Consider the following 26609-nt stretch of genomic DNA (forward strand, 5'->3'; position numbering starts at 1 on the left):
GCCCCGAATACATCTAGGGGCGTAGTGGCCATCTCGGTACGCCTTTCAGGCTAGACGCTCCGGTTCCTGATCTGCCAGGCGTACCCGCCCTGGCCCTTCATCCGCTTGTCCATCCGCTGATCCATCCAGCCCCCAAGCACCTGCTGGAGAGACGCAAGGTCCTGTTGCGACCACCCCCCGCCACCGGAATCGCCGAGCGTGATGTTGAACTGGTTCGAGGTGCCGCCACCGCTGCCCGCAATCGATGACAGCGCATGGTTCGGAACGACAGCACCCGACGCACCAGGAACAAACAGCTCGGGGCCTTTCTCGCCGATGAGATACGCTGACCCGCCATCCACCGGGCCGCCTGCCGCGCGTGCCGGCACCGTCCCCCATCCGCCGGTCGAGCCGATCAGCCCGTCGAGACCGGTGCCCTGAACGTTCGCGGTGATCGTTGCTCCGGTATTGCCGAACATGCTGCCCAATGCGCTGATTGCAGTACCAAGCAGGCCGGAAATCGCGGCGCGCGCCTGGATGCGCGCAATGTCGGCAATCACGCTCGTCGCGAAACTGCTGAAATTGAACTTGCCGGTCGTCACGAATGAGGTGAGCGAATCTTCCATGCCCTTCATCACGTTGGTGAACGCCGATTCAGTCTGCGCTGCCATGTTGTGAGCAGAATCGAGGTAGTTCGCGACGCCGGCCGTGAAGCCGTTAACCCAATCGCCCTGCTTCGTCTTCAGTGCCGCGTAGTAGGCGTCGTAGTCCTTCAGCGATTGGTCGAGCCCGGCCTTGATGTTCGCCGTCGCCTTCTGGTAGTCGTCGCCGCCGATGAGATCCTTCGGCGTTGCCTTGTCGAGCTGCTCCTGAAGGTGCTGATACTCCGCGTAGATCGACTTGACGGCCTGGGCATTCTTGACCGCATCGGAGCCCATTCCAAACGCGTCAAGTTGGCGCGCGTACTGCTCCGTCTGGCCCTTCTGGTAGCTCGCCATCGACGCGCTGATCTGCTGCGAGCGCTCGAGCAACTTCTGCACGTCCTGACGATGCGCAACCTCTTTCTCGAGCTCGACGTTCGTCTGCAACTGCGCGCGGATCTGGTCCTGATGAGCCAACAGGCTCTTCTGGTCCGCGGTGAGCGTCTTTCCCTGCCAGTCGTTGACCTGCTGGTTGAACTTGGCAAGCTCCTTTTGGGCGTTCGTCAGTTTGTCAGTGGTCGAAAGCTGCGACTGCAACTCGGCAGATTGGTCGTGCAACTGTTGCAGGAACTTCGTCGCTGCGTCGTCGGTATAGGCCTTTGGCTTCGGCTGCTTCGGATCCTTATATTTGTCGTTGATGTCAGCGACCATGCTGGCATAGTCGGTGTCCGAGAACTTGCCGCCGGCGCCGAGGATCGACGCGCGGTCCGCGGCGAGCTGCTTCAGCTCCTTCTGCCGCTTCTGCGCATTCGACATGATCTGATCGCGCATCTTGTCGATGCGGGTTTCAGCGTCGATGGCCGCTTGCTGTTGCTGCGCTGCCTTTCCTGCTGCATCTGCCGCGTCGTTCTCGGCCTTTTGCTTGGCGCCGAGGGCCTCGATTTGACGGTTGATCTCAGCAATGCGGCCTGCGACGTCTTCTCGGCTCGTGCCGAATGGAAGCATCGGAGCGCTGGAGATTTCCTCGCGCTCACGCGACAGCGTATCGATCTGATCCTGCAGGCTGGGCCCAGAGCTGGCCCCCTGCTTCAGCTTTGCCCAGAACGTGTCGATTTCCTGCGATAGGCTGCGCCACGCTTGCGCGGCTGCTGACAAGTGCGTTTGCGACGACTGCTCGACCTGCGCTGCCGTCGCATCAATTACCGCCTGAATCGCCTGATGCTTGTCGCCAGCCTCCTGCAACGCTCGAATATGCTCGTACGTCGCAACGTCCATGAAATGCATCGACGCGTTGTGCTCAGCGGCCCACTTCGCCGGGTCGTCCGCGAGCTTCGCGTATTCCTTGCTTACGTCTTCGAGCGCTTGGCCGGAGATCTGCGCTGTGCGCACGATCACGTCGGCGAGTCCGCTCATCTCTTGCGACGTGTATTTGCCACTGCTCGCGAGGCCGAGCAACACGTCGGTCGACTTGCTCAGCGAAGCGCCCGACGAATCGGATACCCGCGCAGCCATGGCGTCAAGCGCGTCGCGCGTCAGTCCAGCATAGTTGCTAGTCAGCACCAATGCAGCATTGAAGCGCTTGACGTCTTCGGCGCCCTTCACGGCCGCATAGCCGAGCGCAGCGAATCCCGCGAGCACCAACCCGACCGACAGGCCCGAAGCGCTCAGCGCCGCACTAAGCGCGTCCGTGCGCTCGCCGAGCACGAGCAACGAGCCACCGAAATTTTTCCAGCTACCTTGCGCCGCCTCGTGCGCCAGCACCAGCAATTCCCGGCGCGCTGCTGCTGTTTCAAGGTTGAAGCCGTGCGCAGCGTGCCCGCCGCTATTCAGCGCGGCCTCTGCGGCTTTGATCTTGTCGATATAGGGCTGCGCCGCGTCGGATACGCCCAGCTCGGCAGCACGCAGCTCCATCAATTGCGCGCGGGATTTGCCAGCCTGATCGGCCTGCTTCTGAAGCGACGTGAGCCACGTTTCTGCAGAGCGTGCCGACTTATTGAACGCGTCGACGGCGGCCTGCCCTTGATCCTGGAGCGCTTTACGCGATGCATCGATCGCACTGGCTGAGTTCGTGAGGCGCTGGCGAAGCGTGTCCTGGCTCGTCACGAAATCGGCAGCGCTCTTGCGCGCCCGGTCCATCTCGGACACATAGCCCGAGGCATCACCGGTCAATCGTACGACGGTTTCATTGGACACTCGTCAACTCCCTCACCTTCTCGTCAATCACATCGCTGAACTTCTGTGCGGCCGCCTCGCGCGTCGCCTCGTAGGCTGGTCGCAAAAAAGCTTGCGCGGCCATCTTCGAGTTGCCGTACTCAACCCAGCGTCCATAGAACGCCTCTTTACTCCACGTCACGAGATAGGTCGCGCGAATGCCCTCCGCAGAGCGCTCTTTGTCGAACGCCAGCAGAATGTTGTCGCGCAGGAAGCCGGGATAGCGCTTTTGCTTGCCGTCCCGGCTTTCCCACGAGGTAATGCCCACCGGCGTGCGCAGCTTCACCTCTTCGAAGATTACGCGCGCGCCCGCGACGGTCGCCTGTCGCAAGACAGACTCGCTCGCGACCTGCGTTAGCGCTTCTATCGCGCCGGTCAAGCCGTCCGGATTGTCGATCGCCAGCTTGAACGCCATCAGGCCACCTTGTTCGGAAACAGCATCGTGAGCATGAGCTTCGACTGGGCTTCGGGATCGTCCAGCAGCACCGGTGCAGGCGCTGCCGCGCCAGCTTGCGAGTGCTCGTTCCACGACATGAAGTCCAGCGGGCTGAACGGCTTGTCGCGCACCTTCGTATTGCGGTGCACGTTGGCGATCACTGACGCAATCGCGCCGGCGCGCAAATCGTCGTAGTGCGGCCCGCGCCCGTCGATCTCGTAGAGCGCCATGTACTCGACGAACTCCGAACTCGTGACGCGGTCCTGCAGCTCTCTTACTGGGATTCCGAAGTCGCAGGAGAGTTGGAGCCAGAATCGCCGCTCGGGGCGGCTGCGGAGTTTTTTGCCGCTTCCTCCACAGCATTCGGGCGCATGCCGTTGAGACGCATCGCAGCGTCGGCCACTCGATCGAGTGCCGCGCTACCCTGGGCGCGCAGCGTCTCGACGTCGCTTTCGTCGAACACCGGAGTACCCGACTCATCGACGACCGTCGAAATCAGCAGGTCTGCCTGCACGATGCTGATCGGCACGTCCTTCTCGCCCTTGTGCTTGGCGTAGTACGCGTCGCGCGCGACGCCTGACATTTCGGTGACGATCACGACAACGCCGTCGCCCCATTCGGGCACGGGCACGCTCTCGGTCTTGAGGCGAGCGGCGGCGAGAATAGCCGCCTTGGTTTCCTTCGAGAAGATCTGCACGTTCTATCCTTGATCTGTTGGAGGGTCCTGATCGGCTCGCGTTATGCGAACGTGACGTCGCCGCTGATGCGCAGCGAGACGCCGGTCGTGGCGAGCAGCTGATCGACGCCGCCGTCGAGCGGGTCGTTCTTAACGTAGGCGGCCCACGTCGCCGTGGTGCCGTTCGGCAGCGTCAGGCGGAAATTCTTGAGCGTGCCAGCGCGCTTCGCGGCGCTGCAGGCAAGTTGGCCCGGGTCCGCGAAGTCCTTGTCGACGTCGAAGGTGAAGTGACCGAAGTCCTGCAGGCCGAGCATGTATTCCTTCGCGGTGCTCGACAGGTTCGTCTTGTCGATTTCGTTTGCCTGGCCGTCGAAGCCCTTGAAGCTCTTCAGGTTGGCGATCGGCGCCCATTGCGCCGGCGTTGCCGTACCGCCATTCACATACGCCGCGCCGCCCGTCGTATCCACCTCGACAGCGAACGTATCCGTCGTGACGTTCTTCACGACGGCGGTAACGCCGTTCAGCGTGGTATTGCCGGTGAGCGCTGCGAACGTCACGATGTCGCCGTTGGCCATGCCGTGAGCAACGGCCTTCAGAATCGTCGGGAAGCCGAGCGCGAGCCCGGTGATGTTCTTCGCAGCACCCGAGCCGCCGGACACTTCCAGCTTCGAGCCCTGAGCGGAAATCGCAGTCGATGTCATTCCAAACCCCTCAATGAAAAATGCCCGCTCAGGGCGGGCGCACGGTTGAAAGTAAAGCGGTGACGGTTACGGCGTGAACCAGATCGAGAAGTCTTCGCGCGACCCGAACAGCTTCGTGTCGGCCTCATAGGTGCTGACCGGCGCCCCAATGGTCGTCGCATTCACCGGACCGCCAGTCAGCGAAGCGATAACGCTCTGCATGACGGAAGTAGCCGATGCGCGCGTGTCCGCCCACACGTTGACCTGCATGCGCGCGTTTTGGAGCGCGATGGTGTTGCTTAGGTAGTTCGGCGACTGCCCGCCGACCGCCTGGTATGTCGCATATGGCCGCAACGTACCGGCGGGCGCGACGTCAGGAAAGCAGCGACCGCCAACCAGCGCCTTGATCGCACCAAAGACGATCGCCTCGGCGGAATTAGCCATTGTTCGCCCCCACGCTGCACGCCAGATCGACGAAGCGACGGCCAGCGTAGTCCGGAAGCACCGCCTCGATGTTGAATATGCCGCCGTCGTAGAGAACGCGCATAGCAGCCGTGATGTCGGTGCGCCACCGAATGCGCATGCTCACCTGGGCCTTGCTCACCTCTTCGCTAGAGGCTACATATTCCTTGCCGGTCGTGGCGAGCAGGTTCGCGGGGACGCCAACGGCAACGGCAACCCATGAGGTGAACGGTTGCCCGAGTTCGTCCTCGCCGTCCTGCTTCGCCTGGATCGTGATGCGCCGGTTGAAGTCGCCAGATCGCATTACGCATACCCCATGATCCGGTACGGATCGAGCAACTGATCGACATATGGAAGGTCGTGAACCTGTCCGCGACCGAGCACCGCGACCTCTTCCCGATTCTCGTAGAGCGTCGCAAGCCGGATGAGAATCCACGACTTGATGCCGGCCGGCACGTCTGCAGCGGCACCGTAGCCCGCGGTGAAACTGATCTGCACGGCGTTCGTGGTGTTCAGCGTGGCGGGCCAGTACGTGCCAGTCTTCGGCGTGAGCACGCCCGGCTCGCTCACGTTGTCGACCACGTACAGCGACGGATCGAGCGTCTGCTGATTGCCGAGCGCGTCGGTGTACTGCACCGCATCGACCGACTGCAGGCGCGGAAACGGGATCTCGATCTTGCTGCCCCGAAACCGTACCGAGTAGTTGCGCATCGTCATCCACGCCGCCGGCAACTGATCGACTGGCACATAGCCGGGGATCACGCCGTAATACGTGTAGAACGGAAACGCGTCGAGGAAGAGGTCCCACTTTTGCGTGACGAACACGCGCCTGCAGACGTTCTCCGCATGGATGCGCGCCGCGGTGATCAGCATCGAGATCAGCGTGTCCTCACTGGAGTCGATGACGCGTAGGTGCAGCTTCGCCTCGTCGAGCGTGACCGGCTCTTCGGCAGGCGCCTGAGTGAGCCTGATCCCCATATTTATTGCGCCGCTGCGGACTGCGCGCCGTCGGCCTGCTTCGCGTCGGTCACGGCCGCCGCAATTTCAGCGGCTGCATCCGGGTCTTGGAGCCCGACTACTTCGGCACCATTCTTGGATGCATACGACACAGCATCCTCGTGATCGTCCACCGCGCCCGCCGCGGTGAGCGCCTTGATGACACCCTCGGGACCCTCCACGATCTGGCCGTGCTTGAGACCGAGGCCAACGTGATCCGACAGAACGCGCGCGCGCGCGGTTTGAACCTTTGCCATGGTGAACTTCCTCTGTGATGTGATGTGGCGAGCCTAGACTCGCCACTTGCCCAACCGAGAGCCTCGCTTCCGGATTACGTCGCCGAGTTCGCGTAGGTCTTGACGGCGCCGCCAACGTCGATCAGGTTGCCGCCCGTGCGCAGGAAGCCGACGAAACCGATCTGGCCGTTCAGCGTGAATGCGCTGTCCGTCATGCGGAAGATCGTCAGATCCATGACGTCGCGGATCACATACTTCGAAAGCTGGCCGAACGCGATCGATTCCGCATTCGCCGCCATCACAGGCATGTCCTGATTGATGTAGATCGGTCGGCCCATCAGACGGTCGGGCGCGCCGCCGTTCACCATCGCATCGGCTTCATAGCCCGGCACGAAGATCGGACGGCCTTGCGAGTCCTTGATCTTGCGGATCACCTTGACCGACGAGTCGTGCATCATGTAACCGACGCCCGGCTGGCTGCGGTATGCCGGATCGACCGAATGCTCCAGCTCGACCAGGTCGTCGTAGATGACCGTCAGCGTTTGGCCAGTCGCACCGGTGCGGCCGGTGCTGGCAGCCGTGATGAGGCCATTCGGCTGCGTCGTGCCGTTACCGGTCGTGAAGTGCGTGTTCTGGATGCGGCCGAGGCGCATCGCGAGCAGCCCTTGAATGTAGGCCTCGATGTCGATGAACGAGTCTTGCACCAGTTCGAACGGCAGAGCGATCTTCTTCGAGCTGTACTTGAACACGTTCAGCACGATGTTGCCGAACGTGGTGTCCTGGCCAGTGACAGGGGCGTTCTGACCAACGATTTCACCGACTTCCGCCGTCGGATCCGTCGTCGGGAAGTTCATCGCGGCGCCCGTCGCCGTACGGATGGCGTGCGCAACTGCGCGCATACCGCCGTATGCCTTCATCGCGATTTCGAGCGAGCGCTGGTATTCCGTCGCCACAGTGAAACCGCCTTCCGTCGAGGTCGTCGTCGACATCGCGTTGCGAATGTCAGGCGTCTGACGCGCAAGCATGCGCGCGCGATCGCCATCGGCCATGTTCGCCACACCGCCCGCGAGGAACGCGCGGAGCGCCTTCGCTTCGTCACCCTGCTGCGCCGGATCGCGCGTCGCTGCGTTCAGCAGCGCAGCGGCCTGGACAGCCGGGTCTTCGGCGGCCAGTTGCGCACGGCGATTCTCGCGCGCGATGTCACCGTCGATTGCCTCGATTTCGGCGAGGATCGCGTCCATGCGCTCGGCTTCGGCCGCCGGCATGCGTTGGTCAGCCGGATACCTGTTGTTCAGCTCGTTGGCTTCGCGCGCCTTCGAATTGCGCAGCTCGCGCAGTTGTTGCAGCTTCATGTGACTCTCTCCGTTAAGAGTTGACCGCTCGCGCAGGTCGTTTGGACGAAAAAAAACCGCCTTGCGGCGGCAGTTCTCAGTTGCGCGAGGCGCGTCACTGATGATTGATGCGGTTCAGCATGCGCAGGCGCTGATGCTGACGTTCGCGGTGTTCGGCAGTGATAGCGTCGATCGGCTCGGGCGCAGAGGCCGACGCGGCGATCTTCGGTGCGTTGGCGTAGGCGCTCAGATCCCACGAGGCCTGTGCCTGCGTTGCGCTCTCGGCGATGCTGTCAGCTAGGCCGACATCGACGGCCTCCTGCGCGGTGAACCACGTTTCGGCCTCCATGAACGCCTTCATTTCGTCGACGCTCTTGCCGCTGCGCTTCGCATACTGGCCCGCAATCACGCCGTCGACCTTGTCGAGCAGCGCCGCAGTGTCGGTCATGTCTTTCGAGTTACCGATTGCCATCGTCCAGCCGCAGTGGATCATGTACATCGCGCCATCGGACATGATGACTTCGTCGGCCGCCGAGGCGATCACCGTGGCTGCACTGGCCGCGAAGCCGTCGATGTGCGCGATTACCTTCGCACCCGTGTCGCGGATTGCGGCAACGATCGACTGCGCGGCAAACACGTCGCCGCCGGGCGAATTGATACGCAGGTTGAGCGTTCCGCCCGTGATGTTGCGAATCTCCGGCACGATCGATTGCGCGGAAACACCGCCGCACCAGTATGCGGTGTCGTCATCCGCGACGATCGCGTCATAGATGTACAGCGTCGCATCGCCGCCGCTCATTTCGAGCGCGCGCGGACGCGCCGTCGGCCGGCGATTGCTCGCCAGCAACTTAATCAGCTTGCTCATGTTGCTCCCTGGTCAGGTTGGCCAGATGGCTCCGGCGCCGTTTCGCTCGCCGGCGCGGGTTCGGTGACTGCCGCCGTCTGCGTGACGCCCTGATTGATCACATCGCCGCCTGCGATCGGAGGCAGCAGCTTGATGTGGCGCACTTCGTTGACAGACATCCACCCCGGCTCGCCAGCGCGACCCAGCGCGACGCGAAATGCATCGTTTTCTGTCTTCAGGTCGCCGCGCTCCATGCCGGAAACATCGAACTCGCAAAATATTCGCTGCCGCGTTGGCCAGAGCTTGCGATTGAATTCCTGATTGAACTTCACCAGATCGCGCAGCAACGTGAACTTCACGAATCCGCGGCTCATGTTCTCGACGCCGCTGCCCCACGATGTCGTCTTCTCTGTCGAGCCAACCATGAACGGCGGCACGCCGAGGATGCGGCAGATCTCTTCGAGATCCCACTTCGATGTCTCGAGGATCTGCGCATCGACCGGTGTCATGGTCAATTCCTTGACCTGCAGGCCGCCGGTAAGGATGGCCGGAAGGTGAGAGTTAGCGACACCGCTGTGACGCTCGCCCCACGTGGCGCGCAGCAGTCGCGCCTGCTCTTCCGTCATATTGCCGTCGGTCGTCAGCGCAAAGTCAGGGCGCGCCCCGTTAGAAAAGAAGCGCGCACTGTACTCGGCCGCTGCGATCGACGTTCCGACAGCCTGCCGCGCCGCGTAGGTGATCGGGCTCGGGCTGCGGATGCCGTCGTAACCGAGACTCGGTATATGGATGATGTCCGCGGGATGCAGCACATACTCGGCACCGACCAACGGCTGCACGCGGTACCAGAGATCACCTTTGCTATCGCGAAACGGAAACACGCGCAGCGGATGATGAGCCTTAAACGCCGATACAGAACTGCTGCGGAACGATGGGCGCACGATCTCGGCAAAGCAGTCGCCGTAGAAGAGCCGCGCCGCGACCATATACTCCCAGAACACGGCCGCCGACACGTCAGGCTCCGGCTGCTCGTTCAGCAGCCACCAGTATGGATGCTCGACGCTTGATCGACCCGTCGGCGTTCGCTCGTAGATCTGCATCGGCAGCGTCGAGATCGCGCCAGCGATGAGCGCCACGCACGCATAGACCGCCGACACCTTCATCGCGGTCGTCTCGTTGACGACCGGACCGGCGTTGCTGATCGCCCCGCCGCCAATGATATTCGCCAACTCCTGAACAGTCAGGCTCTGCCGCGTCTCATTGATATTGTTGATGCGGCCGGTGGCCTCGGGCCCATGGTTCGCGCGCCAGGCATTCAGCACAGACGAGCCCGGCGTCCGAGCTTTCGCCTGCGCTGCTTTGAATGCCTCTTCGCTCATAGGATGTAGATTCCTGGTTGTGCAGCAGACTGCGGGTTCAGGCTGATCAGCGACACCGCATTAAACGTCGCCATCAGCGGGTCGATCTTTGCGGATCCGCTCGCCTGCTTCGTGATCAGGATCGCATTGCCGCGAGGCTCAACGCGCGCGTTCCCGACACACCAGGCCATCAGGCGCTGCCCGCCGTGCACGAGCACGCCTTCGGCGAGCTTCCGCTCGGTTGTCTTGATCGCGCCGCCGAGCTTCCAGCCCTGGGAGATCGCGATCACCTTGTCTTCGGGCACGCCTCCGTCGACGAGCGCGTCGAGAATCGCGCCAATACCAGCAGGGTCCACGCCGACGCGATCGAGCTTTCCAGACTGCTCACACTGCGCGACATAGCCAGCGAGTTCGTCAACGTCGTCACCGATCGCCTCGACCAGCGTCAGATGGCCGTCGCGGGCGAAATCCTCAAAGCGTGCCGCTTCTGCCTTGCGCCGCTCAAGCACGGACGGATGAGCCCACGCATGCGTCCACAGCAACCACTTGCCAGTGCCAGCTTCGCGGCCAGTTACCGCGAGCCCGAGCAAGTCGTCGAGGCCGCCGCCGTCGATACCGACGTCGATCACCTCGGATCGGGCTATCAGATCGTCAAGCGACAGGCCCTCGGCGGCCTGTTGTTCCCAAAACTCCGCACCCGCCCATCGATCACTACGCAGGGCGAGGCCAATCTCGACGTTGGCGTGCTTTGCGAGAAAACCCCGGAACGACTCTTCGCCGCCCTCCTTCGCCTTCCTGAATTCACGCTCCAGGAACGCCTGGTCGACCGAGTAGCCCAGATTCGGATTCACCATCCCGAGGTTCTCGGCCAGCAGGTGCTCTTTGCGCGCGACCATCTCGGGCGGGTGCTCAAAGATCACCGGCACAAAGCACGGGTCGTGAACCTTGCCGTCGCGCACGTCGCGCGCGTAGCGCAGCTTTTGCAGGAACACGCCCGCCGGCGGATCGTCGGATTGCGTCGTGAGGTAGATCACGAAGCCTTCAGGCCGCGAAGCAAGCCCGCCGATCGCCTCACGCAGCATGTTTTCGGCGTTCGGCTGCTTGCCGAAGAGCCAGACTTCATCAACGAGCGTGCCGACGCTCTTTTTCCCGCCTACCGTATTGGAGTCGGCGGCCACAACCTTGAGCGTCGCACCCGTCGTGCGGTGCGTGATCGTCTTGATGTGGGTCTGCACCTGAAACAGGTCGTCGAGCTCGTCTTCGTGCTTCACCATGTCGCGGCTCGGCGCGAAGCTGTTGCCGGCGACCTCAATCGTCGGCGCGAGAATCGCGTATTCCGCCGACATGCGCCAGTTCAGGATCATGGCCGTCATCATGATCCCCGCGGCCAGCGTCGATTTGCTGTTCTTCTTGGGGATGCAAACGAACCATTCAGTGATCAGGCGGCGCCCGCTCTCTGCATCGTAGGCGCCGAAGATCGAGGCGACGAGATCGAAGACCCATTGCGCAGACGACTCGCCGAACGTCGGGCTGCCCGGCGCGTCGACGATCTTGAGCTGTTTGAACACGGCGAGCGCGTGCTCGGCCTGCTCGGGAAAGATCGGCGGCGGGATGATCGACTCGCCAGCCTTGAGCCGCTCGGCCCAGTCGGGGCATGCAGTCGACCATTCCATGCGTCACTTCCTGTTGTTCACGACCAGCTTCGGCGGCGTCAGCGCGCCGAACTTACTCGCGGCCTTCTTTGCCGCCTCCGCTTGCGCGTCCTTTTTGCCGCCCTCGCCGAGCTTCTGATGGAAGAACGGCATGAGCGTCTGCGCCGCCGTCACGCGAAGCTTCGGCTCGGTGTTCTGGTCATTCATCGCCGCGAGCAGGAACTGCTTCGGGTCCGAAAACGTCAGGATCGCGTCGAGATCGAACCCGGCCGACACTGCGGCCTTCGTGATCGCCGCGCTCTCGTCGTCGGTCGGCGGCGCAAGCGGCGCTGGCTTCCCTGCGCCCTTCTTTTTGCGCTGTGCCAGATAGCCGACGACATCCTTGTCTTTAACAAGGCGAGATCCGGCGGCCGACGCCGTCGCTGCGCTGTACCCGGCGGCGATTGCCGCGTCCCTATTGGACTTGCCGGCCAAAACAGCATCGGCGAACGCGCGCTTTTTTGCTGTTAAAGCCATTAACAAAATCTCCAAACGGGGAAATTTTCTCCGCGTGCGGGAACGCGCGGTGTCCCGGCATGCGAAACGTCAGACTTTCGCACCCCCACCCACAAATGCGAATCAGCCGTATTTATCCCAGCCGCGCCTGACTGCTGATCGTTGCGAATGCAAACGATTCGCGTTTGCCTGTCAGCGTGCGCGAGCGCTCGCCTCGTCCGCAGTCTTCAGCTTGTGGCAGTCGTCGCACAGCAGCTTCAGATTGCTGTCGTCGTTGCTGCCGCCCTGCTCGAGCGGCACGTCGTGATCGACTTGATCGCGCCACGGAAGCCACACACAACCGCAGCGCTGGCACTTGAACTGCTGGTTGACTGCGACGCGCTGGCGTGTCTTGACCCAGCGACTACCGCGAATGCGCGGCGTTGTGCCTGCCTTCGCTTCCAGCATCGGCACGCGCGTGGCTACCAGCGACTGCACGCGCGGCTTGAGCGTCGTTAGCTTGCGACTCATTCGGTGCTAGCAAGCACGAATGCACGACGTTACGCTGCGGCGGGTGCAGCGGGTGCCGTAGCCGGCGCTGGGTACGCAGCAGCGAGCGCGGCGTTCGTCGCGGCCTGCACGGCGTCGGCGCTCAGCGTGGCGTCGATCGCCTTCAGTGCGAGAGCGATCTGGATTGCGGTGTTGATGCTGGGGTTCATATAAGCTCCAATGACGGCTGTCACAAGGTTGGTTGCGGGCGTCACGAGATCGGCGAGCGTCTTGCTCGCGTCGGTCGTGAGGTCCGTTTTGATTTCCGAGACAACTGCCTCGGCTTTCTGCTCGACTGCTTGCGCCTCGCTCTTGAACCACGAGACGATCGTTTGAATGATGGCTTTGAGGTTCATATAGAGAGGGTAGAATCGTTGCGCCGGAAGGGCCGGCACACAAAAAGGAGAATCAAATGTCACACGGCGGACCAGCTTTCCCGACCCCAGAAGTTGTTCTCGTAAACGGGCAAGTCAGACACGCAGATGCAACCGGCATGACATTGCGCGACTACTTTGCAGCGCAGATGCTCGCGGGCGATGCCGCTAACTCCGCTGATGACCAATCCTGGAATACGGACGCGACGTCCGAGGGCTTGGAAAAGCGCGCTCGGCTTTACTACCGCATGGCGGACGCCATGATCAAAGCGCGCGGCCACGCGGATTGACGTAAAAAAACCCGCAGGGCTTTTCGCCTTGCGGGTTCGCTGTACGCACGATTGGTACGGTATATGAAAACGCAGTTTATGCGGGCGTTTCCCGCATGTCAAGTAGTCCTCAAAAGCATCCCGATTTCGTCGAGGCGCTCGCTGAACGCCGTCAAGCCATTCTTTTCCAGATCGCGAATGCACTTTCGGATCGCCGTGATGTGCCGCTCGGCGGCGTTCTTCTTGATTTCGAGGTGTTTCGCCACTTCGAGCGGGTCGGTCTTCTCGCCAAAGTACTTCATGATCACAGCGACTCGGAATTCCTTGACCGGTGGGACAGGCGTCAGCGTGAGCGCAACGTAATCCGCAAGCTGATTCACTGCCTCTTCAAAAATCGGATTCAGCTTCCAGCCGCGGCAGCATGAGCGTCGGCAGTCGCAGCGCTCACTGCGCGCGAGCTTCCCAGTGACGAGCGCGGCGAGCTGCCAGTAATCGATGCGCTGCAGCTCGGCGAACACCATGCCCGCCTGCCCTGCGCCGTCCAGGCCAACCAGTCCGCGACCGCTGCCGCGCGACGGGCCTTGCAGCAGCTTCGCCATCGGCGACATTGCATACTGCTGGCTGGAGAAGTTGCAAGCGAACATGATCGCCTCTTGCGCGCTCTTGAAAATGCCGTTTTTGGTTGCTTCCATGTTCACCTTGTTGGAATTGTTGTTTAGGGGACGACCACGAACGCAATGCCGTGATGCGTGAACCAATCGCCCAGCGCGTGCCGCAAGTCGAGGCTGTTCGGCCACGCGTATTCAATCTGTGTTTCGCCTGCCGACGTTTCGCTGATCTCACCGCTGAACGGGCAGTCGTCGAACGCTATGAGCTGCGCGCCGGTGACCGTGTCGTGGTGGCGCAGCGCCGAGTCGACAAGCTGCTCGGGCACGTCGGCGTATTGGATATAGGCGTGTGCGCTCATTCGCCAGCGACCTCGCCAGACGTTTCGTGGTGCACCGTGATCGTCGCCAATGCCTCGATGTCGCCACCGGACCGGCTGCTCAGTTCGACACGCACGCCAACGCTCGCGTCGAGCGGATCAACGCCGGCCTGCCGACAAACCTCCTCCCAGACAAGGCGCTTGATCTCCGCGGAGCGAAGCACTGCGCGGTGCGTCGTCGTGTTGGTTCGGCTCGTATCGATTTTGATTTCGCTCACGTTGCTTCCTCCAGTGACAATTCGAGTGCGCCGCTAGCGATGAACTCGCCAAGCGCCGCCTTGTTTCCTTCGTGCCGCTTGATGTCCGCCGGCAACCACGCATAACCATCATCCGCCCGTCGCTTGTCCGCCTTCCCGAGAAAGCGATTCAGGTGGTCGGGCACCAGCACAAGCGCCGAGACTGCCCACGGATTGATCCAGTTCGGCGGATACCGTGACGTGATGCGCCGCACTGCTCGCACCGTGGCGCTGAAGAAGTACGACGGTGGCGGGCAGGCGCCCATGCGGCCGATGTGCTTCGAATGGTCCGCCGGCAGGCTCAACTCAACCTCTAGAATCATTCGCCAGTCTCCTTGCACGTCCACTTCTGCTCACCGCTCGCGATGAACTCCGTAAGCGACCTCTTGTTCATCGCGACGCGCGCGGTGCACTGCAGCACGCTTCCGGATTTCCACGTGTGATCGCGCTGCGAAATCCCTTTGCGGTAGTGCGGCGGGATATAGGCTTCCACGAGCACGACGTCTTCGCTGGCAACGCCCTTCGTGACCGAGCGACGCACCACAAACACGGTCGTCTCGAATGACTGAACCTGCGTGCCGCGCCTCGTCTCGACTTCCACATCAATCAGCAGCCTCAAGCGATCACCTCCTGCAATCCCATCTTTCGTGCGCGCACTGGCGCCCATTCGTCGAACGCCGGCAAAAACACCGACTGTTTCTCAGCTCGTGGCGCCGGGCCCTGATCGAGCCAAACGTGACACCAGTAGCAGCCCGGCACCGTGCGAGCGTGGTTTGCCTTCAATCCCATGCCCTTCCCGGCTGCCAGGCTGTTCTCGTGGCACGGCACGACCGTTTCGTCGTTCGGGTTGCGACGGCAGACGCCCGGCACGCGCAGGTAGCACGGTTCGCCGCGGCACGCCGCCAGATACTTCGAGCCTTCCGCGACGGTCGGCTTCTTCGCACGCTTCTTCATCGCCGTGCGGCGCAGTGCCGTGCCGCGATTCGCCAGACTGCTGAACGGCGAACCCAGCTTGCGCGCGAAACCGGTGCGCTTCATCGGCGCCGAACGCTTCATCGCGGCTCCTGCAGTGCGCGAATCTCGACCGGCGCGCCGGCCGCCTCGATCAGCGATAGACGACCATGCCGCCAGAATTCGAATCCGACAGCCCGAAGCCATTCGGGCACGTCCAGACCCCCAAACCGGCGCGCGAACCATGCTTCGTACTCTTCGCGTTCGGTCATCGAGCTACCTGCACCATGAGCGAGGCGAAAGGATTGGCGATGCCAGTCTCGCGGATCTGCTTTTTCAGCTTGCGTCGCTGCCAGTGGCGTGCGTACTTCTGGTGGAGGCCGAGATGCGGATACGGCGCATCCTTACGCTTGCCCAGCGCGTAAATCGCCGGGCGCTTGTAGCCTTGCCCCTGCACTTCGCCCCAATCCTTGATGTACAGCAGCTGATTCGGCCCGATGTGTGCGCGCGAGATGGCGCGACGAACCGTGTCGTACGATTCGCCAATCTCCTTCGCGATCTCGGCAGAGGTGAGCGGGCCAAGGCGATTGATCGCGTCGAGTACGATCAAAATCAGGCTCTGCGCCCGCGGCTTGCTTCCTGCCATCTCAAATCTCCTTGATCGTGATGTCGTGCACGGCCAGCATTTGCTTGCGCTTCTGCACATACGTAGTGTTTTTGCGCGTCGCTTCGGACTTCACGTCTTCGACGACCTGCTTGCCCGTCGCTGCGTCGACGTAGACGAAGTCCGCCACGTATTTCGAGGCGCGCTCCCATGTGCCGTCGTCGCGCTGCTTGCGAGGCGTCAGGACGAACGCCACCTGCAGCTGCAGATCGCGAATCGCGCCGGCCGCCTGCAGCTGGATCAGGTGAAACCAGCGTGAGCGCTCTTTCTCGCTGTCGAACTTGATGCCGTTGTGCTCGCACCTACGGTTGCCGTACTTCGGGCCCTTCTTCGTCTTCACCATGCCAAGCGGAGGTACCGCGTCGCGGCGATATGACGGCGTCAGCATCGCGCGCGCGCCGTCGCCGTCGGCGATCTCGTCGAAACCGTGCGCCGGCTGCGTGCCGAATTTCTCAGCCAGCTTTTTCTGCGCGTACGGCATTGGCGCCTCGTCGCGCACGCGCGCCGTGCCGACCGTCTTCGTGCCGGGCGGCACTACCATCGGCCATGATGTGGTGCGCTTCGTCATCCGCGCCTCCGAATGAGCGCGATTGCGAAGACCTTCGCGACCGTCACCGCGGAGTCGCCGATGAGAAACGCGATGATCACCGTCAGGATCGGATGCTCACCCATGAATTCGAATCCGTTCATTGCTTTTGCTCCCAGCGTTGCGGCTTCACGGTGCATGCCTGGTGGCCGGGCACGAACACGTATTCAGGTTTTTGCGCGCAGTTGCGATAGCCGAGCCGATACATCTTTTCGTGGCCGGGCTTCGTCGTCGCGTGTTTGCAGTCGCGGCAGGCGCTCACGAGGCCTCCCAGATGACCTGCTTGATCCCGTCCACGCTGACGATGTCTACGCCGCGAGTCGAATCGCACCATCGGTCCACTTTCTCGCGAGCGGCGCGTTCGGCAGATTCGTAGACTTCGCGTGTCGGCGTGTCTCCGGTGAACCCGCCAACGCGCACGCGGATCGTGATCGCTACATCGGCATATGAGCGGACGGTTCTTTTGCTCATGCGGCCTCCGTGTTGCCGCTCTTGTCGCGCGGAATGTCGTTGAAGTAGCCGTAGAGCGCTTCGTATTGCTCGTCGCCAAAGCGCGCCGCGTCGCGGAGCATTTCCTCCATCCATTCGCCGGGGCCCGCCGCCTTGACGACGCGCGCCTTGAAGCGCATGAACACCTCGCCGTCGAGCTGCGTAACGCCAAGCTGCTTGCCGCGCTCCGTGACGCCGGCGACCGTCTTGTGCCAGTCGGCGGGCACCGCGGTGGCTGCGGTGGTCTGCGCCGCATCGGCCTTCACCGGAAACAGCCCCGTCCAGCCGCGCAGCACAGCTTCGTCGATGGTCGTCTCCACCGACTGGCCTGCATCGAGCAGCTTCTTAAGCCGCTTGATCGACACCTTCGCCGCCGCCAACGTCCATGGAGCGTCTTTTGCTTTCGCCTCGCGGTGCTCGCACCATGCATCCCACGACTCGTACGGCAGCCAGTCGGGCAGTTCGAGGTTCAGAATCTGGCCATGCAACGCAACTCGCGGCGCACGCCGCGCAGGTTGACGGTTCAATGACGGTTCTTCTGATGGTTCTTTACGGTTAGACGGCATCTGGTGCGGGGGTGCGACGCATCCCGTGCGGGGGTCCCCCGCATTTGCTGCGGTGGTTGGTGCATCTCCTGCGCCGGTGCATTTCGTGCGGGGGTGCATTTCCTGCGGGGGTGCATAGGATGCGGGGGTAATGGTGTAGCTCGTGTGCCGACCATTCGCGCGATTTGCCGTAAGCGCGCCGTGTTGTTCAAGCCACTTGATGGCGTTTTGCACCGCACGCTCAGACACACACGTCCGCTTTCCGATCGTCGAGATTGACGGCCAGCAGACGCCCTGATCGTTCGCGTTATCCGCGAGCGAGATGAGCACCGACTTTTGCACCGGCGACATCTTCTGCAGCGGCCAGCACGCCGACATGATCATCGTGCTCATGTGATCCTCAGTTCGCCGCCGGCAGGCCGAGCGTTTCGTTTTCGTGGCCCGTAGCGGCGCACTTACGCGTGCCGAACACCGCGAGCTTTCCAGCGTCGATCAGCGCGCGTACTCGACCACAGACGCTCGACAGGCGCATATTCGTGCGGTCTGCGATGTCCTGACGCGTCAGCCGCATGTCGGGCGCCGTGAACAGGTCGACGATCATTTGCTTTTGCGTGCGACGCGTCTCTGGGTCGAGCGCGTCGAATGCCGCAAGTTGGGTTGCTGTGGTTCGCATATGGGTTACTCCGCCATGCCGCGCAGGCGCGCGGAAATGTTGAACAGGACCTGCGCGTGGGCGTAGATGCGCTGCTCGACGCGATCAACTTCGCCGAATTCAACGCGACCATCCTCGAGCGTCTTGCAGATCTCTTTGCCGACTTCGCCGTGCGTGGCCCAAGCCGCGCCCATCAACTCGACAATCGCTGCGTCGTTGCACTCTTCCATCGACGGCGTTTTCACGAGCGCGAAGCCGAGCTCGTTCGCGATGGCCTCCGCGATACGCACATCGCCGGTGATCTGCGACATACGCACAGCTTCGGCCAGCGTCAGGTGATGCGTGGTGTTGTTCGGGTTGACCTTGTTGCGCAACACAGCGCCCGACATTCCGAGGCGCGGTGCAAGCGATTCCGTGCCGCCCGGATAGTCATGCGCTACTGCGTAGGCTGCGTCGGTGATGTGCACGTTGGCTCCAATTGAACGTTGTTCGCTGCGTTGAGGACTACTAAAGTGCAACTCAACAACAAGAAACGGGGGAAGGATAAAAATGAAAACGTTGCTGCCGGTTAGAGCCGGTACTGCTTCGGGCCGTGCCAGTGCGGCCTTTTACGATCGAGGCGCGGGGATTCGCCTCGTATCTCTTTCGCGCGCTCCGCTCGATGGAGCTGCGCGAACTCAAACAATGTCAGCAGCCAGTTCGCAAGCTTCATTCGTGTTCTCGCTGCTGTTGCTCGCCGCGCTCGTACCGCCGCTGGCCTGAGAGATGCGCGTGGCCTTCTCGACCGTTGCCCAGTCCACATGCTTGACGAAGCCCTTCATCGGGATGTCGCGCACGGGCTGATGGAAGAAAACGCGCTGCGACAGTGTCTCGTTATCGCCAGTCTCAACGTGCAGCGCAGTGCCGTTTTCTTTTTCGATGATGCTTATCACCGCGTTGATGCCGCCGTGCTTGGTCGCGTTGCGCAGCATTTCTTGGTGGTGCGGGAGGTGCATTTATGCTCCTTAAGTATGTGGGTGAGGATCCCGACTTTCGTCTGTAGAATTGGCAGCTCTCACACAACCAATCTCTACGGGGATCCTCATGGAAGAAGAAATCAAGGCACTCATCGGCGTCGCGCAGGGCATGCAATCTCAACTGGCATATCTGATTGCCGAGAACGCCGCTATGGCAGCAATCATCCGTGCGCTCGTCGAAGCCAACACCGGAAACCCCACGTTTCAGGCTGCTCTCAATACGCTCGTAGAAGCACGCAACATTCGTCAACTGAACAGCACCATGTCCGACGAGGGCATCGCAGCATTCAAGAAGGCCTTGAACTCATTGCTGCCTCAGCCACTTCGCGACATCTGAATTCGTGGTCCAAGGCGGCGGTAAGCGAATCGCTTGATGTGCGCATCCGCCAAATAGCGGCGCCCTGTCGCGCTTCTTCACGCAGGGCGCGCTGTACCGCGGGGCGTATCAGCCACAGCAGGAATCGCGCAGACAGATTCTTCATTTAACTGGTCCTCATGGAAAACTTGGATAATCAAACAATCGATATTGGCTGCGCCGAATGCGGCCATCAAATCTCGGAGACGATCGGTCGGCTCAAGACAGATCCGAAGCTCGTGTGCCCCAGCTGCTGCCACGTTCAGGCGGAAAGCCTCCGAGACGTCGCAGAACGTATTGCGAAAGACATTGGCGAACTCAGGGGACTCTTCAACAAGCTGTGAAATCCGGGCGATCAACGCCTTCGATGTGGCGCCGTCGTAGAAAAGCTGAATCGTTACTCGTGACATATCAGGACTCCCCGTTATTGGTACTGCCGCCAGTGGGCGGCTGGGTGTCGTCGCTGGTTTGAGCTCGGTCGGCAACATCCGGCCCTGTGCTGTCAGCGATAGACTGAGCGGAGTTTCGGACATAGGCCCAGTCGACGTATGGGGCAAGGTCCTCGCATCGCACCTTCCCCGAACTCTCGCGATCGAGGTTGATGCACAACGATTCGCCGAGGCGCTGCCCCGCGCTAATCGCCTTGCGCAGATAGCCGATGGTGGTCCCGCTGCGGCGCGCGTAGTCGCGCTGTGCGGCGGGACTGAGTGAGTTCAGGTATGCGAGAAGCTTGTCCATACCCATATATTACCGAATGGTAATTCAAAGTCAATACCGTTCGGTGTTTTACCTTTAGGTAATTCGAAGGGAGAATGTGCGCCATGAGCACAATCACCGAAATTCGGAAACAGGAAGCCGACCGCCGCCGGCGTCGGCTGGCAGAACTCATCCGTCTCCATTTTTCGGATAAGCAGTCTGAGTTTGTTGCGCGCGTCGATGGGAATCAGGGCGAGATCTCCGCCCTTCTGCGCGACCCGAAAAAATCGTTTGGCGCCGTGAAGGCGCGGAACCTCGAGGAGCAAGCCGGGCTACTGAAGGGAAGCTTGGACGCCGAGGTAGGCGCGCCTTTCTTTGCTTACCAACTTGAAAGCACAGGCAAAGGATCGAAGTCGGCGGGAAAGGCTGGTGTAATTGGACAGTCAACTGACGAGGCTCTTGGTAGACTCGCGAACAGCCTTCCGCAACCTACCGAAGAAGAGTTTGCATTCGTGCCCCAATTAGACGTTGCTGCCGCTTGCGGGGAAGGCCGGTTCCAAGATCACGTGGTGGTCAAAGGCGGACTGGCCTTCAAGCGAAGCAGCCTGAGAGATTTCGGCGTTCCAGAGAAAGCCGCCCGCATCATCTATGCCGCCGGCGGAAGTATGCAGCCGACGATTCAAGATGGATGTGTCGTGCTCATCAACACGGCCGACAGAAGCCCGCTCGACGGAAAGGTCTACCTGATCTGCAAGCCAGACGGTGGCCTGGTGCTCAAGCGGCTAATTCGTGACTACCACCCTAGCGTGGGCGGCCAAGCGTGGATCATGCGCAGCGACAACCCAGACAAGATCGCGCACCCTGACAAGGTGCTGCCGCCAGACGACCGCACCATGATCGCCGGCCGCGCAGTGTGGAATGACAATCGACTCTAAACCAAGGGCACCACAACCGGGGAAGCAATGAAGAAAACGACCTTGTCGGCAGTCGTGGTTGCCGTTATTGCAGCCAGCATTGGCGGGGCTTTTGCATATCGGTCTCATGCGCGAACAGCCGAGATTGACTCCATGAGGCCGGCCGTGAATCTCACCAGCGCATATGTTTCACAGGTGCTGCAGGCAGATACAAAGCCGAGTTCGATGACCTTTGGCGAGTTTTTCTCAAAAACCAATCAGGCCCTCGAGGAGATCGATAAAAAGGAAATTGAGCTCAAGAGCCAGGACATTAAATATGCGGTAGATGAACGGGCTACTGCGCTGGCATACATGGCTAGCGCACAGGAGGCAATACGCGGCGAATCCGCGCTCTACCACAAAAAGAGCGATGTCAAGTTTGCATTCTCGCAGACCGATGATGCAATCGCCGAGATGACCAGCGCATCGACCTCTGACAACCCTTATTCATTCAAGTACGCCCGCGAGCGCGCAGACAAGGCCCTTGAGCGCGCGAAGAAGAGCGCCAGTGAACTTACCGATGCTCAGAACGATCTGGTCACGTCCCTAAAAGCAGTGCGCGCCGCTAGTGAAAATGCGACGCAAACATTCGCGAGCAAAGATACACCCGCCGCGGACATTGATGCAGCGCTAAAGGCCAATGCGCCTGCCCCAGCCTCTGGAACTGCAGCCCCGAAGACTGCCGACGCAGCGCACTAGCGACCTGAGACGCGGAAAATCGTGTCAGCAATATCCGACGCGATAGTTCACCGAGGCTAGAGCCGCGCATCACCCTGCAAGCCCCGCCCTCGCGGGGCTTTTGCTTTTCCGCCGCAAAGCTGGCCGGGGCGAACTGCGCCCCAGGCAGCACGCGATCAAAAAAATTACCGTTTGGTATTGACACCGCAATTTACCATTCAGTAATATTCACCTCACGCACTCACCGAAACACCACAGATCACTGCGATGCTCGGTCAACCGGAGATGGATCAATGAGCGGTCAAAGCCTTCAACTACTGAGCATCAAATACGGTTCGACTGTTGTCGTACCCCAGCGCGAGGCAGGCCATATCGTAGGTTTTCGCTGTCTGGCAAATGAAGATCACGATGTCGCCATTCCGCGCCCCCTGCAATACTTCGGCGACCTCCTTCGCAGCTTTGCTCGCTTTCTGGATAAGCGAGACATGAATCTTGCCGTCACCGTCCGGGTAGTCCCTCTCGGGGATGGCATCGACGCTGGATCCCAGGACAACGGTCGCGTCAATGGTTCCGCTAGGGATTTGAGTGTTCAGGATGATGCTGTCGGTGCCTCTCTGCACGAGCCTGCTAGTCGCCTTCATTTTTCACCTTGGTTTTTTAAATCATTCTCGGGTCGTGTGGTGACGGTGTACGTCAACCCGAATTCTATCGGCTAATGAATTTCAATCAACACTGAGCGGGGGCGCTTCAAGCCGTCGCGGCGGCTCTAAATAGCCCGTATGGTCTCCTTCAGGTTGTGTGAACGAGGCGCTCCCGCTCAGTGCTGCGAACTAATTGGAGCTGAGAGATGAATCGAGTTTCCTGCGACAACGCCCTGCTTCTAGCATGCGACGACTTATCGGTCCGCGTGCTGAGGGTGTGCAAGGTCGTCGGAACCGGGCTCGCTATCGGCGCGAGCTGGTGGCTGATCGTCGCGATTCGCGCTGGAGCTCTGTGATGTCATTCATCAAATACGCGGCCGCATCGACGCTCGCAATGGCTCTGGTTTTCGCGCTTCTGGCCCTGCAGGCGACGCTCGATGAGCGCGGCGCAGATCCACTTGTCGTCTGCCACGTGCGTAGCTGCACCTGATCCCGTAAATGCTCACCATTGGACACTTCGCAGTCTTGCAATTAGGTGTCCTACTTAAATTGAGGTTGCTGATGCGCTGTCATGTCCGATGCCGCCACTGCGCCACGCGCCGCTGCCTGAAGCGGAAGCTGTCCGAATACCTGCGCGTGCCTGCGTGCGAAGTCTGCGGCAAACGTGATTACCGCGTCGACCGCTGGATGAATCGCCGCAACACGACGCGCATGACGTGCACGTGTGCGGGCTACTGGTTCCCGCACCGGCAAGGCTCGCTGTTCTGCTGGAGCCGCGCCGACGGCACGCAGCGCTATCCCGGCGATCCCGACTTCGCCGACCGAAATTACGACTGCCTCGCAGCCGCGTAGAACAGTTTCCATGGCGCAGGGAGGCTCCTGCGTTGTGGCGTGTTTGGCCGGCGCCCGTATGGGCCGGTCCTTTTTGAAGGACAACAGCAAGTGGACATTCACGGTTTGCCGTTCAGGTCGCCTCATCCAGCATGGCAGCCGACCTTGAAATCAGCTGTCAGGGCCGAGGATCAAATCGATTGCAGCCTGACCGGCAATCTCTCCAATGAGGTAACCCCATCTTTGGCTGAAGGGCCCACGGCGCACGTCAACGATTGCTCCGTCCACACTCGTGCGGCCTACGTTATGTCCGGTTATCTGAAACGTGACGCTATACATGTCCTCTTCGACGAGGCGAAGCGTGACGCGAATTTCGAAACCTCGATAGGGGATTACTCGATCCATGGCCACGCTTTGAGAGATTCAGAAAACGGTGACGACCTAGCGAAGATTCTGGAAGCCGCGCAATTTGATCTCGCAGCTGATGGCGAATTGACAGCTCTTGAACGCAGCCTCGAAAGCTGCGTCCGAACTACCAAACGGTCCATACGAGCCACGTGGATCCGCCTGAACGCCGGCGACGGTCGAAAATTCCTTGTATGTGATCGGCTCAACAATGTAGTACTCGAAGCCGCCAATAGAACAAGGCCTGCCTTCGACTGTTGCTCTCATTTGCCAGCCATTGAATGTGTCAAGGCGCGTTTCCATAGATCCTTCAACGTCCGGATCGGACATGGCGACCTCCAAGGTAACGAGGAAATCCAAGCATGCCAATGAGTCATCGTCTCGCAACAATGGCAACGTCACTTGACGTGTCGCCCCCCCCGCAATCTGACGACGTTCCCAATAGCGCGTCGACAGCTTTCGAAGGCGGCACTAAAAGCGTCATCAGAGCAATCAAATGGGCCGCGCACACCGCGAGCCTCCGCTTCGGTTCGAGGAGCGATTCTGGAGTATTCGCTGTATGTAACGGGCTCGACTATGTAGTACTTCGCCTCACCCGCGGGCGTCAGCCTACTTTCGACCGTCACCCTCATTTTCCAGCCATTGAATGTGTCAAGGCGCGTTTCCATAAGTCCTCCCATCGAGCACCGGGAAGACCGTCGCGAGATCGAAAGTACGATTCCCGAGCCCATAGTGCGCCAAATGCTGCACACGCACAAGGCATATATTCCAGCGCGACAGTAGAGGGCTCACGATGCCAATGAAAGCGCTACCGGTGCTTCTGGCAGTCTCGGCTACCGTGACTGCAGCGTGCCTCTCGATCATGGCTGGCTGGCAGCGTGGCGGATTCCTCGCCGAACGCGTGCTGTGGATCGCCGTCGGCGCCGTGCTCGTCGTCGCGGCTCACCTGTTGCCTGCCCTCTGCCGGCCGCACGGTTTGCGCGTGCGCGCCGTCGGCGCCCTGCTCTGGATCGGCTGCGTCGCCGCGACCTGCTACGGGCACGCAGTCTTCTTCCTGATGGCGCAGAAGCATGCGGGCGAGCTGCGCGCCGCCGCGGTGCCGGTCGTGACTACGCATGGTCGTGACTTGAGCGTGATCGCACGTGACCGCGCAGACGCAGTAACGCGACTCGCCCGCGCCACGGCACGCCGCTGCGTCGAGCCGTGTACGAGCCTGCGTGCTGACCGCACCGCCCTCGCCGCGCGCGTCGAAGCTCTCGACGTCGAGAATGCCGAAGCGCTCCGCGCCGAGGCAGCACAGGACCGAGCCAGCGCAGCGCGCGCCGCCGCCCTGGCTGATCCGGTGACCGGCGCCCTCACCGCCTTCGGCGTGGCTGCGCCGCGTGCCGAGCTCGTGAGCGGCCTCGCCTTCGCCGCCGTGCTCGAAGCCGTCGCGTGCTTCTGCTGGCTGCTCGCGCTGCGCCCGGCTGCCGTGACTGAAATCCCGGTAACGCCCGCCACACAAGGCAGTCACGCAGTCGCGGTAACGCCAGTCACGCCAGAAAGTAACGCCGCCGCGCCTGTCGCGGAGCCGGTCGCGGTCGAGTCCGCCCCGGTGCTGCGACTGCCAGTAGTCGAGCAGCACGACGACGTGACGCGAGTCATGACCGCAGTAGCAGCCGGCCAGTTGCGCGCGACCGTGACCGAGATCCGGAAATTTTTGGGCTGCTCGCAGTCACGCGCCGCAGCAGTCCGCAAGCAGCTTGAACTCCAAACCTGAGACGACCATGAACTGTAACTGCCTCAACGAAATGGAAGACAAAGTGGCCGCGAAGTTTTCGGCCGATCTCGGCGTGCCGGTCGAAGCGCAGTGCCAAGCGGTCGCATTTGGGATGTCCGATTCGGGCGTGACGCTCTGGCACAAAACCGAATTCAAGATCACTGCGCCGACGAAGGGCTATGCCCGCGGCAAGCTCGTTCCGGTGATGGCGAGCTTCTGCCCGTTTTGCGGGAAGTCGGCGAAACCGGAAGAAGCGGCCTCGCCCGCGCAAGCGGCATAGAAACATGCGCATTCACATCTCCTACGGCCCGACGCGGCCGAAGCCGCGCGTAGGCGACCGGCGCGTCACGAAGAAGCATGGCGAGCAAATCCGCGTGTTCTCGATGGTGCGCGACTTCCGAGGGCGCGTGCTCGGCTACGACTGCACAGGTGGGCGGCAGCGTTACGAATGGGTGCCGATTGCCGATGCCCGCAAGCATGGTGCGGCTCATCACTGGACCGACGAAGAGCGCGCGAAGTACGACAACGAAAACCCGGCCGGCTACATGCAGCAGCGTGGCGCCGCATAACGAATAGAGGAAACGATGGCCGAATTAAAACTGAAGCCGAAGTCATTCGCAGCCGGAGCAATTCAGTCAGATTACCGCGATCGAATGCTGATGCTCGGCTTGGCTAGAAACATCCGCAAAGCGCGCCTCCGCGTTCACCGAATCGCGCGTGTTGTGATCTATCCAGTCCAACGCCTGGCGCTTTCCGACTTCGGCCATCGACTCCGCAGTGCCGCGAAGACCAAGGTCCCCGCTCGAGTACGGTACCCCACCGCTCCGCGCATCGCATTTCCAGATGGTCCACTGAGCTCCGAAAACGCCTGCGTCGACCTCAAACGGTGTGTGGTCAATTAGGAAGTCCCGGTAATCAAGCGAGTAACTCATTGCTTTGCCCCATCGAGTATTCGCGTCTGGACATAAATTTAGTACGAGCGACAGAAACCGCAAGTATCCG

General features: G+C 61.3%; 47 protein-coding genes. 12 read left to right on the forward strand and 35 right to left on the reverse strand.

Annotation, left to right across the window (positions count from 1 at the left end; translation table 11 throughout):
• Window positions 1-50 precede the first annotated feature (50 nt).
• Window positions 51-1895: a phage tail tape measure protein gene (locus tag VSR34_RS00975; RefSeq protein WP_342961631.1), complete on the reverse strand. Its 1845-nt coding sequence runs from the start codon at window positions 1893-1895 to the stop codon at window positions 51-53.
• On the opposite strand from VSR34_RS00975, the gene VSR34_RS00980 reads away from it, so the two are divergent.
• Window positions 1872-2684, forward strand: coding sequence for a hypothetical protein (locus VSR34_RS00980; protein ID WP_342961632.1), 813 nt, complete (start codon window positions 1872-1874; stop codon window positions 2682-2684). The genes VSR34_RS00975 and VSR34_RS00980 overlap by 24 nt on opposite strands.
• A gap of 118 nt (window positions 2685-2802) precedes the next feature.
• Here the strand turns inward: VSR34_RS00980 and VSR34_RS00985 are convergent, their stop codons facing one another.
• From VSR34_RS00985 to VSR34_RS01055, 15 genes are all read right to left on the reverse strand, one after another.
• Window positions 2803-3246 carry an HK97-gp10 family putative phage morphogenesis protein gene (locus tag VSR34_RS00985; protein ID WP_342961633.1) on the reverse strand — a complete coding sequence of 148 codons (444 nt, stop codon included), beginning with the start codon at window positions 3244-3246 and terminating at the stop codon, window positions 2803-2805.
• Complete coding sequence (locus VSR34_RS00990; RefSeq protein ID WP_254314136.1) at window positions 3246-3497, reverse strand: hypothetical protein; 252 nt, start codon at window positions 3495-3497, stop codon at window positions 3246-3248. Before VSR34_RS00990 ends, VSR34_RS00985 begins: the two co-directional genes overlap by 1 nt.
• A gap of 44 nt (window positions 3498-3541) precedes the next feature.
• Entirely contained in the window at window positions 3542-3964 is a 423-nt protein-coding gene (locus VSR34_RS00995; protein ID WP_342961634.1) for a hypothetical protein, read from the reverse strand.
• Window positions 3965-4005: 41 nt separating this feature from the next.
• Complete coding sequence (locus VSR34_RS01000; protein ID WP_342961635.1) at window positions 4006-4644, reverse strand: phage tail tube protein; 639 nt, start codon at window positions 4642-4644, stop codon at window positions 4006-4008.
• 66 nt (window positions 4645-4710) lie between these two features.
• The gene (locus VSR34_RS01005) at window positions 4711-5067 is read right to left on the reverse strand and encodes a DUF3168 domain-containing protein (protein WP_342961636.1); all 357 of its coding nucleotides are present in this window, start codon (window positions 5065-5067) and stop codon (window positions 4711-4713) included.
• Complete coding sequence (locus tag VSR34_RS01010; RefSeq protein ID WP_342961637.1) at window positions 5060-5389, reverse strand: phage head closure protein; 330 nt, start codon at window positions 5387-5389, stop codon at window positions 5060-5062. The genes VSR34_RS01005 and VSR34_RS01010 overlap by 8 nt, the downstream gene beginning before the upstream one ends.
• Window positions 5389-6063 carry a head-tail connector protein gene (locus tag VSR34_RS01015; protein WP_342961638.1) on the reverse strand — a complete coding sequence of 225 codons (675 nt, stop codon included), beginning with the start codon at window positions 6061-6063 and terminating at the stop codon, window positions 5389-5391. Before VSR34_RS01015 ends, VSR34_RS01010 begins: the two co-directional genes overlap by 1 nt.
• A gap of 2 nt (window positions 6064-6065) precedes the next feature.
• Window positions 6066-6338, reverse strand: coding sequence for a hypothetical protein (locus VSR34_RS01020; protein WP_342961639.1), 273 nt, complete (start codon window positions 6336-6338; stop codon window positions 6066-6068).
• A 74-nt stretch (window positions 6339-6412) separates the two neighbouring features.
• Complete coding sequence (locus VSR34_RS01025; RefSeq protein WP_342961640.1) at window positions 6413-7669, reverse strand: phage major capsid protein; 1257 nt, start codon at window positions 7667-7669, stop codon at window positions 6413-6415.
• Window positions 7670-7763: 94 nt separating this feature from the next.
• Entirely contained in the window at window positions 7764-8513 is a 750-nt protein-coding gene (locus tag VSR34_RS01030; protein ID WP_342961641.1) for a head maturation protease, ClpP-related, read from the reverse strand.
• Window positions 8510-9868 (reverse strand): phage portal protein, encoded by a 1359-nt coding sequence (locus tag VSR34_RS01035; protein ID WP_342961642.1) that lies wholly within the window; start codon window positions 9866-9868, stop codon window positions 8510-8512. The genes VSR34_RS01030 and VSR34_RS01035 overlap by 4 nt, the downstream gene beginning before the upstream one ends.
• Window positions 9865-11520 (reverse strand): terminase large subunit, encoded by a 1656-nt coding sequence (locus VSR34_RS01040; RefSeq protein WP_342961643.1) that lies wholly within the window; start codon window positions 11518-11520, stop codon window positions 9865-9867. The genes VSR34_RS01035 and VSR34_RS01040 overlap by 4 nt, the downstream gene beginning before the upstream one ends.
• A gap of 3 nt (window positions 11521-11523) precedes the next feature.
• On the reverse strand, window positions 11524-12015 hold the full coding sequence (locus VSR34_RS01045) for a terminase small subunit (RefSeq protein WP_342961644.1): 492 nt from the start codon (window positions 12013-12015) through the stop codon (window positions 11524-11526).
• Window positions 12016-12186: 171 nt separating this feature from the next.
• Complete coding sequence (locus VSR34_RS01050) at window positions 12187-12504, reverse strand: HNH endonuclease signature motif containing protein (protein WP_342961645.1); 318 nt, start codon at window positions 12502-12504, stop codon at window positions 12187-12189.
• A gap of 29 nt (window positions 12505-12533) precedes the next feature.
• Window positions 12534-12878, reverse strand: coding sequence for a hypothetical protein (locus tag VSR34_RS01055; protein WP_342961646.1), 345 nt, complete (start codon window positions 12876-12878; stop codon window positions 12534-12536).
• 56 nt (window positions 12879-12934) lie between these two features.
• On the opposite strand from VSR34_RS01055, the gene VSR34_RS01060 reads away from it, so the two are divergent.
• A complete protein-coding gene (locus VSR34_RS01060; protein WP_342961647.1) occupies window positions 12935-13186 on the forward strand; it encodes a hypothetical protein in 252 nt (83 codons plus the stop codon).
• Window positions 13187-13284: 98 nt separating this feature from the next.
• Here the strand turns inward: VSR34_RS01060 and VSR34_RS01065 are convergent, their stop codons facing one another.
• The 16 genes from VSR34_RS01065 to VSR34_RS01140 form a co-directional block, all read right to left on the reverse strand.
• Window positions 13285-13962 (reverse strand): hypothetical protein, encoded by a 678-nt coding sequence (locus VSR34_RS01065; protein WP_342961648.1) that lies wholly within the window; start codon window positions 13960-13962, stop codon window positions 13285-13287.
• Complete coding sequence (locus VSR34_RS01070) at window positions 13881-14132, reverse strand: phage portal protein (RefSeq protein WP_342961649.1); 252 nt, start codon at window positions 14130-14132, stop codon at window positions 13881-13883. The genes VSR34_RS01065 and VSR34_RS01070 overlap by 82 nt, the downstream gene beginning before the upstream one ends.
• Entirely contained in the window at window positions 14129-14368 is a 240-nt protein-coding gene (locus VSR34_RS01075; protein ID WP_342961650.1) for a hypothetical protein, read from the reverse strand. Before VSR34_RS01075 ends, VSR34_RS01070 begins: the two co-directional genes overlap by 4 nt.
• Window positions 14365-14709 carry a hypothetical protein gene (locus tag VSR34_RS01080; protein ID WP_342961651.1) on the reverse strand — a complete coding sequence of 115 codons (345 nt, stop codon included), beginning with the start codon at window positions 14707-14709 and terminating at the stop codon, window positions 14365-14367. Before VSR34_RS01080 ends, VSR34_RS01075 begins: the two co-directional genes overlap by 4 nt.
• Complete coding sequence (locus VSR34_RS01085) at window positions 14706-15005, reverse strand: hypothetical protein (RefSeq protein WP_342961652.1); 300 nt, start codon at window positions 15003-15005, stop codon at window positions 14706-14708. Before VSR34_RS01085 ends, VSR34_RS01080 begins: the two co-directional genes overlap by 4 nt.
• Window positions 15002-15442: a nuclease domain-containing protein gene (locus VSR34_RS01090; RefSeq protein WP_342961653.1), complete on the reverse strand. Its 441-nt coding sequence runs from the start codon at window positions 15440-15442 to the stop codon at window positions 15002-15004. Before VSR34_RS01090 ends, VSR34_RS01085 begins: the two co-directional genes overlap by 4 nt.
• On the reverse strand, window positions 15439-15609 hold the full coding sequence (locus VSR34_RS01095; protein ID WP_342961654.1) for a hypothetical protein: 171 nt from the start codon (window positions 15607-15609) through the stop codon (window positions 15439-15441). Before VSR34_RS01095 ends, VSR34_RS01090 begins: the two co-directional genes overlap by 4 nt.
• On the reverse strand, window positions 15606-15983 hold the full coding sequence (locus VSR34_RS01100; protein WP_342961655.1) for a hypothetical protein: 378 nt from the start codon (window positions 15981-15983) through the stop codon (window positions 15606-15608). The genes VSR34_RS01095 and VSR34_RS01100 overlap by 4 nt, the downstream gene beginning before the upstream one ends.
• 1 nt (window position 15984) lies before the next feature.
• On the reverse strand, window positions 15985-16569 hold the full coding sequence (locus tag VSR34_RS01105; RefSeq protein WP_342961656.1) for a DUF1064 domain-containing protein: 585 nt from the start codon (window positions 16567-16569) through the stop codon (window positions 15985-15987).
• On the reverse strand, window positions 16566-16691 hold the full coding sequence (locus VSR34_RS01110; protein ID WP_342961657.1) for a hypothetical protein: 126 nt from the start codon (window positions 16689-16691) through the stop codon (window positions 16566-16568). Before VSR34_RS01110 ends, VSR34_RS01105 begins: the two co-directional genes overlap by 4 nt.
• Window positions 16688-16849, reverse strand: a complete 162-nt coding sequence (locus VSR34_RS01115; protein ID WP_342961658.1) for a hypothetical protein — start codon at window positions 16847-16849, stop codon at window positions 16688-16690. The genes VSR34_RS01110 and VSR34_RS01115 overlap by 4 nt, the downstream gene beginning before the upstream one ends.
• Complete coding sequence (locus VSR34_RS01120; RefSeq protein ID WP_342961659.1) at window positions 16846-17058, reverse strand: hypothetical protein; 213 nt, start codon at window positions 17056-17058, stop codon at window positions 16846-16848. Before VSR34_RS01120 ends, VSR34_RS01115 begins: the two co-directional genes overlap by 4 nt.
• Window positions 17055-18014 carry a helix-turn-helix domain-containing protein gene (locus VSR34_RS01125; RefSeq protein ID WP_342961660.1) on the reverse strand — a complete coding sequence of 320 codons (960 nt, stop codon included), beginning with the start codon at window positions 18012-18014 and terminating at the stop codon, window positions 17055-17057. The genes VSR34_RS01120 and VSR34_RS01125 overlap by 4 nt, the downstream gene beginning before the upstream one ends.
• A 7-nt stretch (window positions 18015-18021) precedes the next feature.
• Window positions 18022-18294 (reverse strand): hypothetical protein, encoded by a 273-nt coding sequence (locus VSR34_RS01130; RefSeq protein WP_342961661.1) that lies wholly within the window; start codon window positions 18292-18294, stop codon window positions 18022-18024.
• A gap of 5 nt (window positions 18295-18299) precedes the next feature.
• The gene (locus VSR34_RS01135) at window positions 18300-18740 is read right to left on the reverse strand and encodes a phage regulatory CII family protein (RefSeq protein WP_342961662.1); all 441 of its coding nucleotides are present in this window, start codon (window positions 18738-18740) and stop codon (window positions 18300-18302) included.
• Between the two features lie 210 nt (window positions 18741-18950).
• Window positions 18951-19268, reverse strand: coding sequence for a hypothetical protein (locus tag VSR34_RS01140; RefSeq protein WP_342961663.1), 318 nt, complete (start codon window positions 19266-19268; stop codon window positions 18951-18953).
• Between the two features lie 88 nt (window positions 19269-19356).
• Between VSR34_RS01140 and VSR34_RS01145 the strand changes: the two genes are divergently transcribed.
• A complete protein-coding gene (locus tag VSR34_RS01145; RefSeq protein ID WP_342961664.1) occupies window positions 19357-19626 on the forward strand; it encodes a hypothetical protein in 270 nt (89 codons plus the stop codon).
• Between the two features lie 77 nt (window positions 19627-19703).
• On the opposite strand, the gene VSR34_RS01150 is transcribed toward VSR34_RS01145, so the two are convergent.
• Together VSR34_RS01150 and VSR34_RS01155 are read right to left on the reverse strand one after the other, a co-directional pair.
• Window positions 19704-20054 (reverse strand): hypothetical protein, encoded by a 351-nt coding sequence (locus VSR34_RS01150; RefSeq protein ID WP_342961665.1) that lies wholly within the window; start codon window positions 20052-20054, stop codon window positions 19704-19706.
• Window position 20055: 1 nt separating this feature from the next.
• Entirely contained in the window at window positions 20056-20382 is a 327-nt protein-coding gene (locus tag VSR34_RS01155; protein WP_342961666.1) for a Cro/Cl family transcriptional regulator, read from the reverse strand.
• Between the two features lie 83 nt (window positions 20383-20465).
• Between VSR34_RS01155 and VSR34_RS01160 the strand changes: the two genes are divergently transcribed.
• The 9 genes from VSR34_RS01160 (at window position 20466) to VSR34_RS01200 (ending at window position 26176) form a co-directional block, all read left to right on the forward strand.
• Window positions 20466-21275: a S24 family peptidase gene (locus tag VSR34_RS01160; protein WP_342961667.1), complete on the forward strand. Its 810-nt coding sequence runs from the start codon at window positions 20466-20468 to the stop codon at window positions 21273-21275.
• Between the two features lie 27 nt (window positions 21276-21302).
• Window positions 21303-21992, forward strand: a complete 690-nt coding sequence (locus tag VSR34_RS01165; protein ID WP_342961668.1) for a hypothetical protein — start codon at window positions 21303-21305, stop codon at window positions 21990-21992.
• A gap of 272 nt (window positions 21993-22264) precedes the next feature.
• Window positions 22265-22687 (forward strand): hypothetical protein, encoded by a 423-nt coding sequence (locus tag VSR34_RS01170; RefSeq protein WP_342961669.1) that lies wholly within the window; start codon window positions 22265-22267, stop codon window positions 22685-22687.
• A gap of 280 nt (window positions 22688-22967) precedes the next feature.
• The gene (locus tag VSR34_RS01175) at window positions 22968-23102 is read left to right on the forward strand and encodes a hypothetical protein (RefSeq protein WP_342961670.1); all 135 of its coding nucleotides are present in this window, start codon (window positions 22968-22970) and stop codon (window positions 23100-23102) included.
• A gap of 197 nt (window positions 23103-23299) precedes the next feature.
• On the forward strand, window positions 23300-23464 hold the full coding sequence (locus VSR34_RS01180) for a hypothetical protein (RefSeq protein ID WP_342961671.1): 165 nt from the start codon (window positions 23300-23302) through the stop codon (window positions 23462-23464).
• 90 nt (window positions 23465-23554) lie between these two features.
• On the forward strand, window positions 23555-24220 hold the full coding sequence (locus tag VSR34_RS01185) for a hypothetical protein (protein ID WP_342961672.1): 666 nt from the start codon (window positions 23555-23557) through the stop codon (window positions 24218-24220).
• A gap of 427 nt (window positions 24221-24647) precedes the next feature.
• Entirely contained in the window at window positions 24648-25607 is a 960-nt protein-coding gene (locus VSR34_RS01190) for a hypothetical protein (protein ID WP_342961673.1), read from the forward strand.
• A 7-nt stretch (window positions 25608-25614) separates the two neighbouring features.
• Window positions 25615-25887, forward strand: coding sequence for a hypothetical protein (locus VSR34_RS01195; protein ID WP_342961674.1), 273 nt, complete (start codon window positions 25615-25617; stop codon window positions 25885-25887).
• Between the two features lie 4 nt (window positions 25888-25891).
• A complete protein-coding gene (locus tag VSR34_RS01200; RefSeq protein ID WP_342961675.1) occupies window positions 25892-26176 on the forward strand; it encodes a hypothetical protein in 285 nt (94 codons plus the stop codon).
• Window positions 26177-26242: 66 nt separating this feature from the next.
• On the opposite strand, the gene VSR34_RS01205 is transcribed toward VSR34_RS01200, so the two are convergent.
• Window positions 26243-26539, reverse strand: a complete 297-nt coding sequence (locus VSR34_RS01205) for a hypothetical protein (protein ID WP_342961676.1) — start codon at window positions 26537-26539, stop codon at window positions 26243-26245.
• Between the last annotated feature and the right edge of the window lie 70 nt (window positions 26540-26609).

The sequence above is a fragment of the Paraburkholderia sp. JHI2823 genome (assembly GCF_038900695.1).
In the GTDB taxonomy this organism is placed as follows: domain Bacteria; phylum Pseudomonadota; class Gammaproteobacteria; order Burkholderiales; family Burkholderiaceae; genus Paraburkholderia; species Paraburkholderia mimosarum.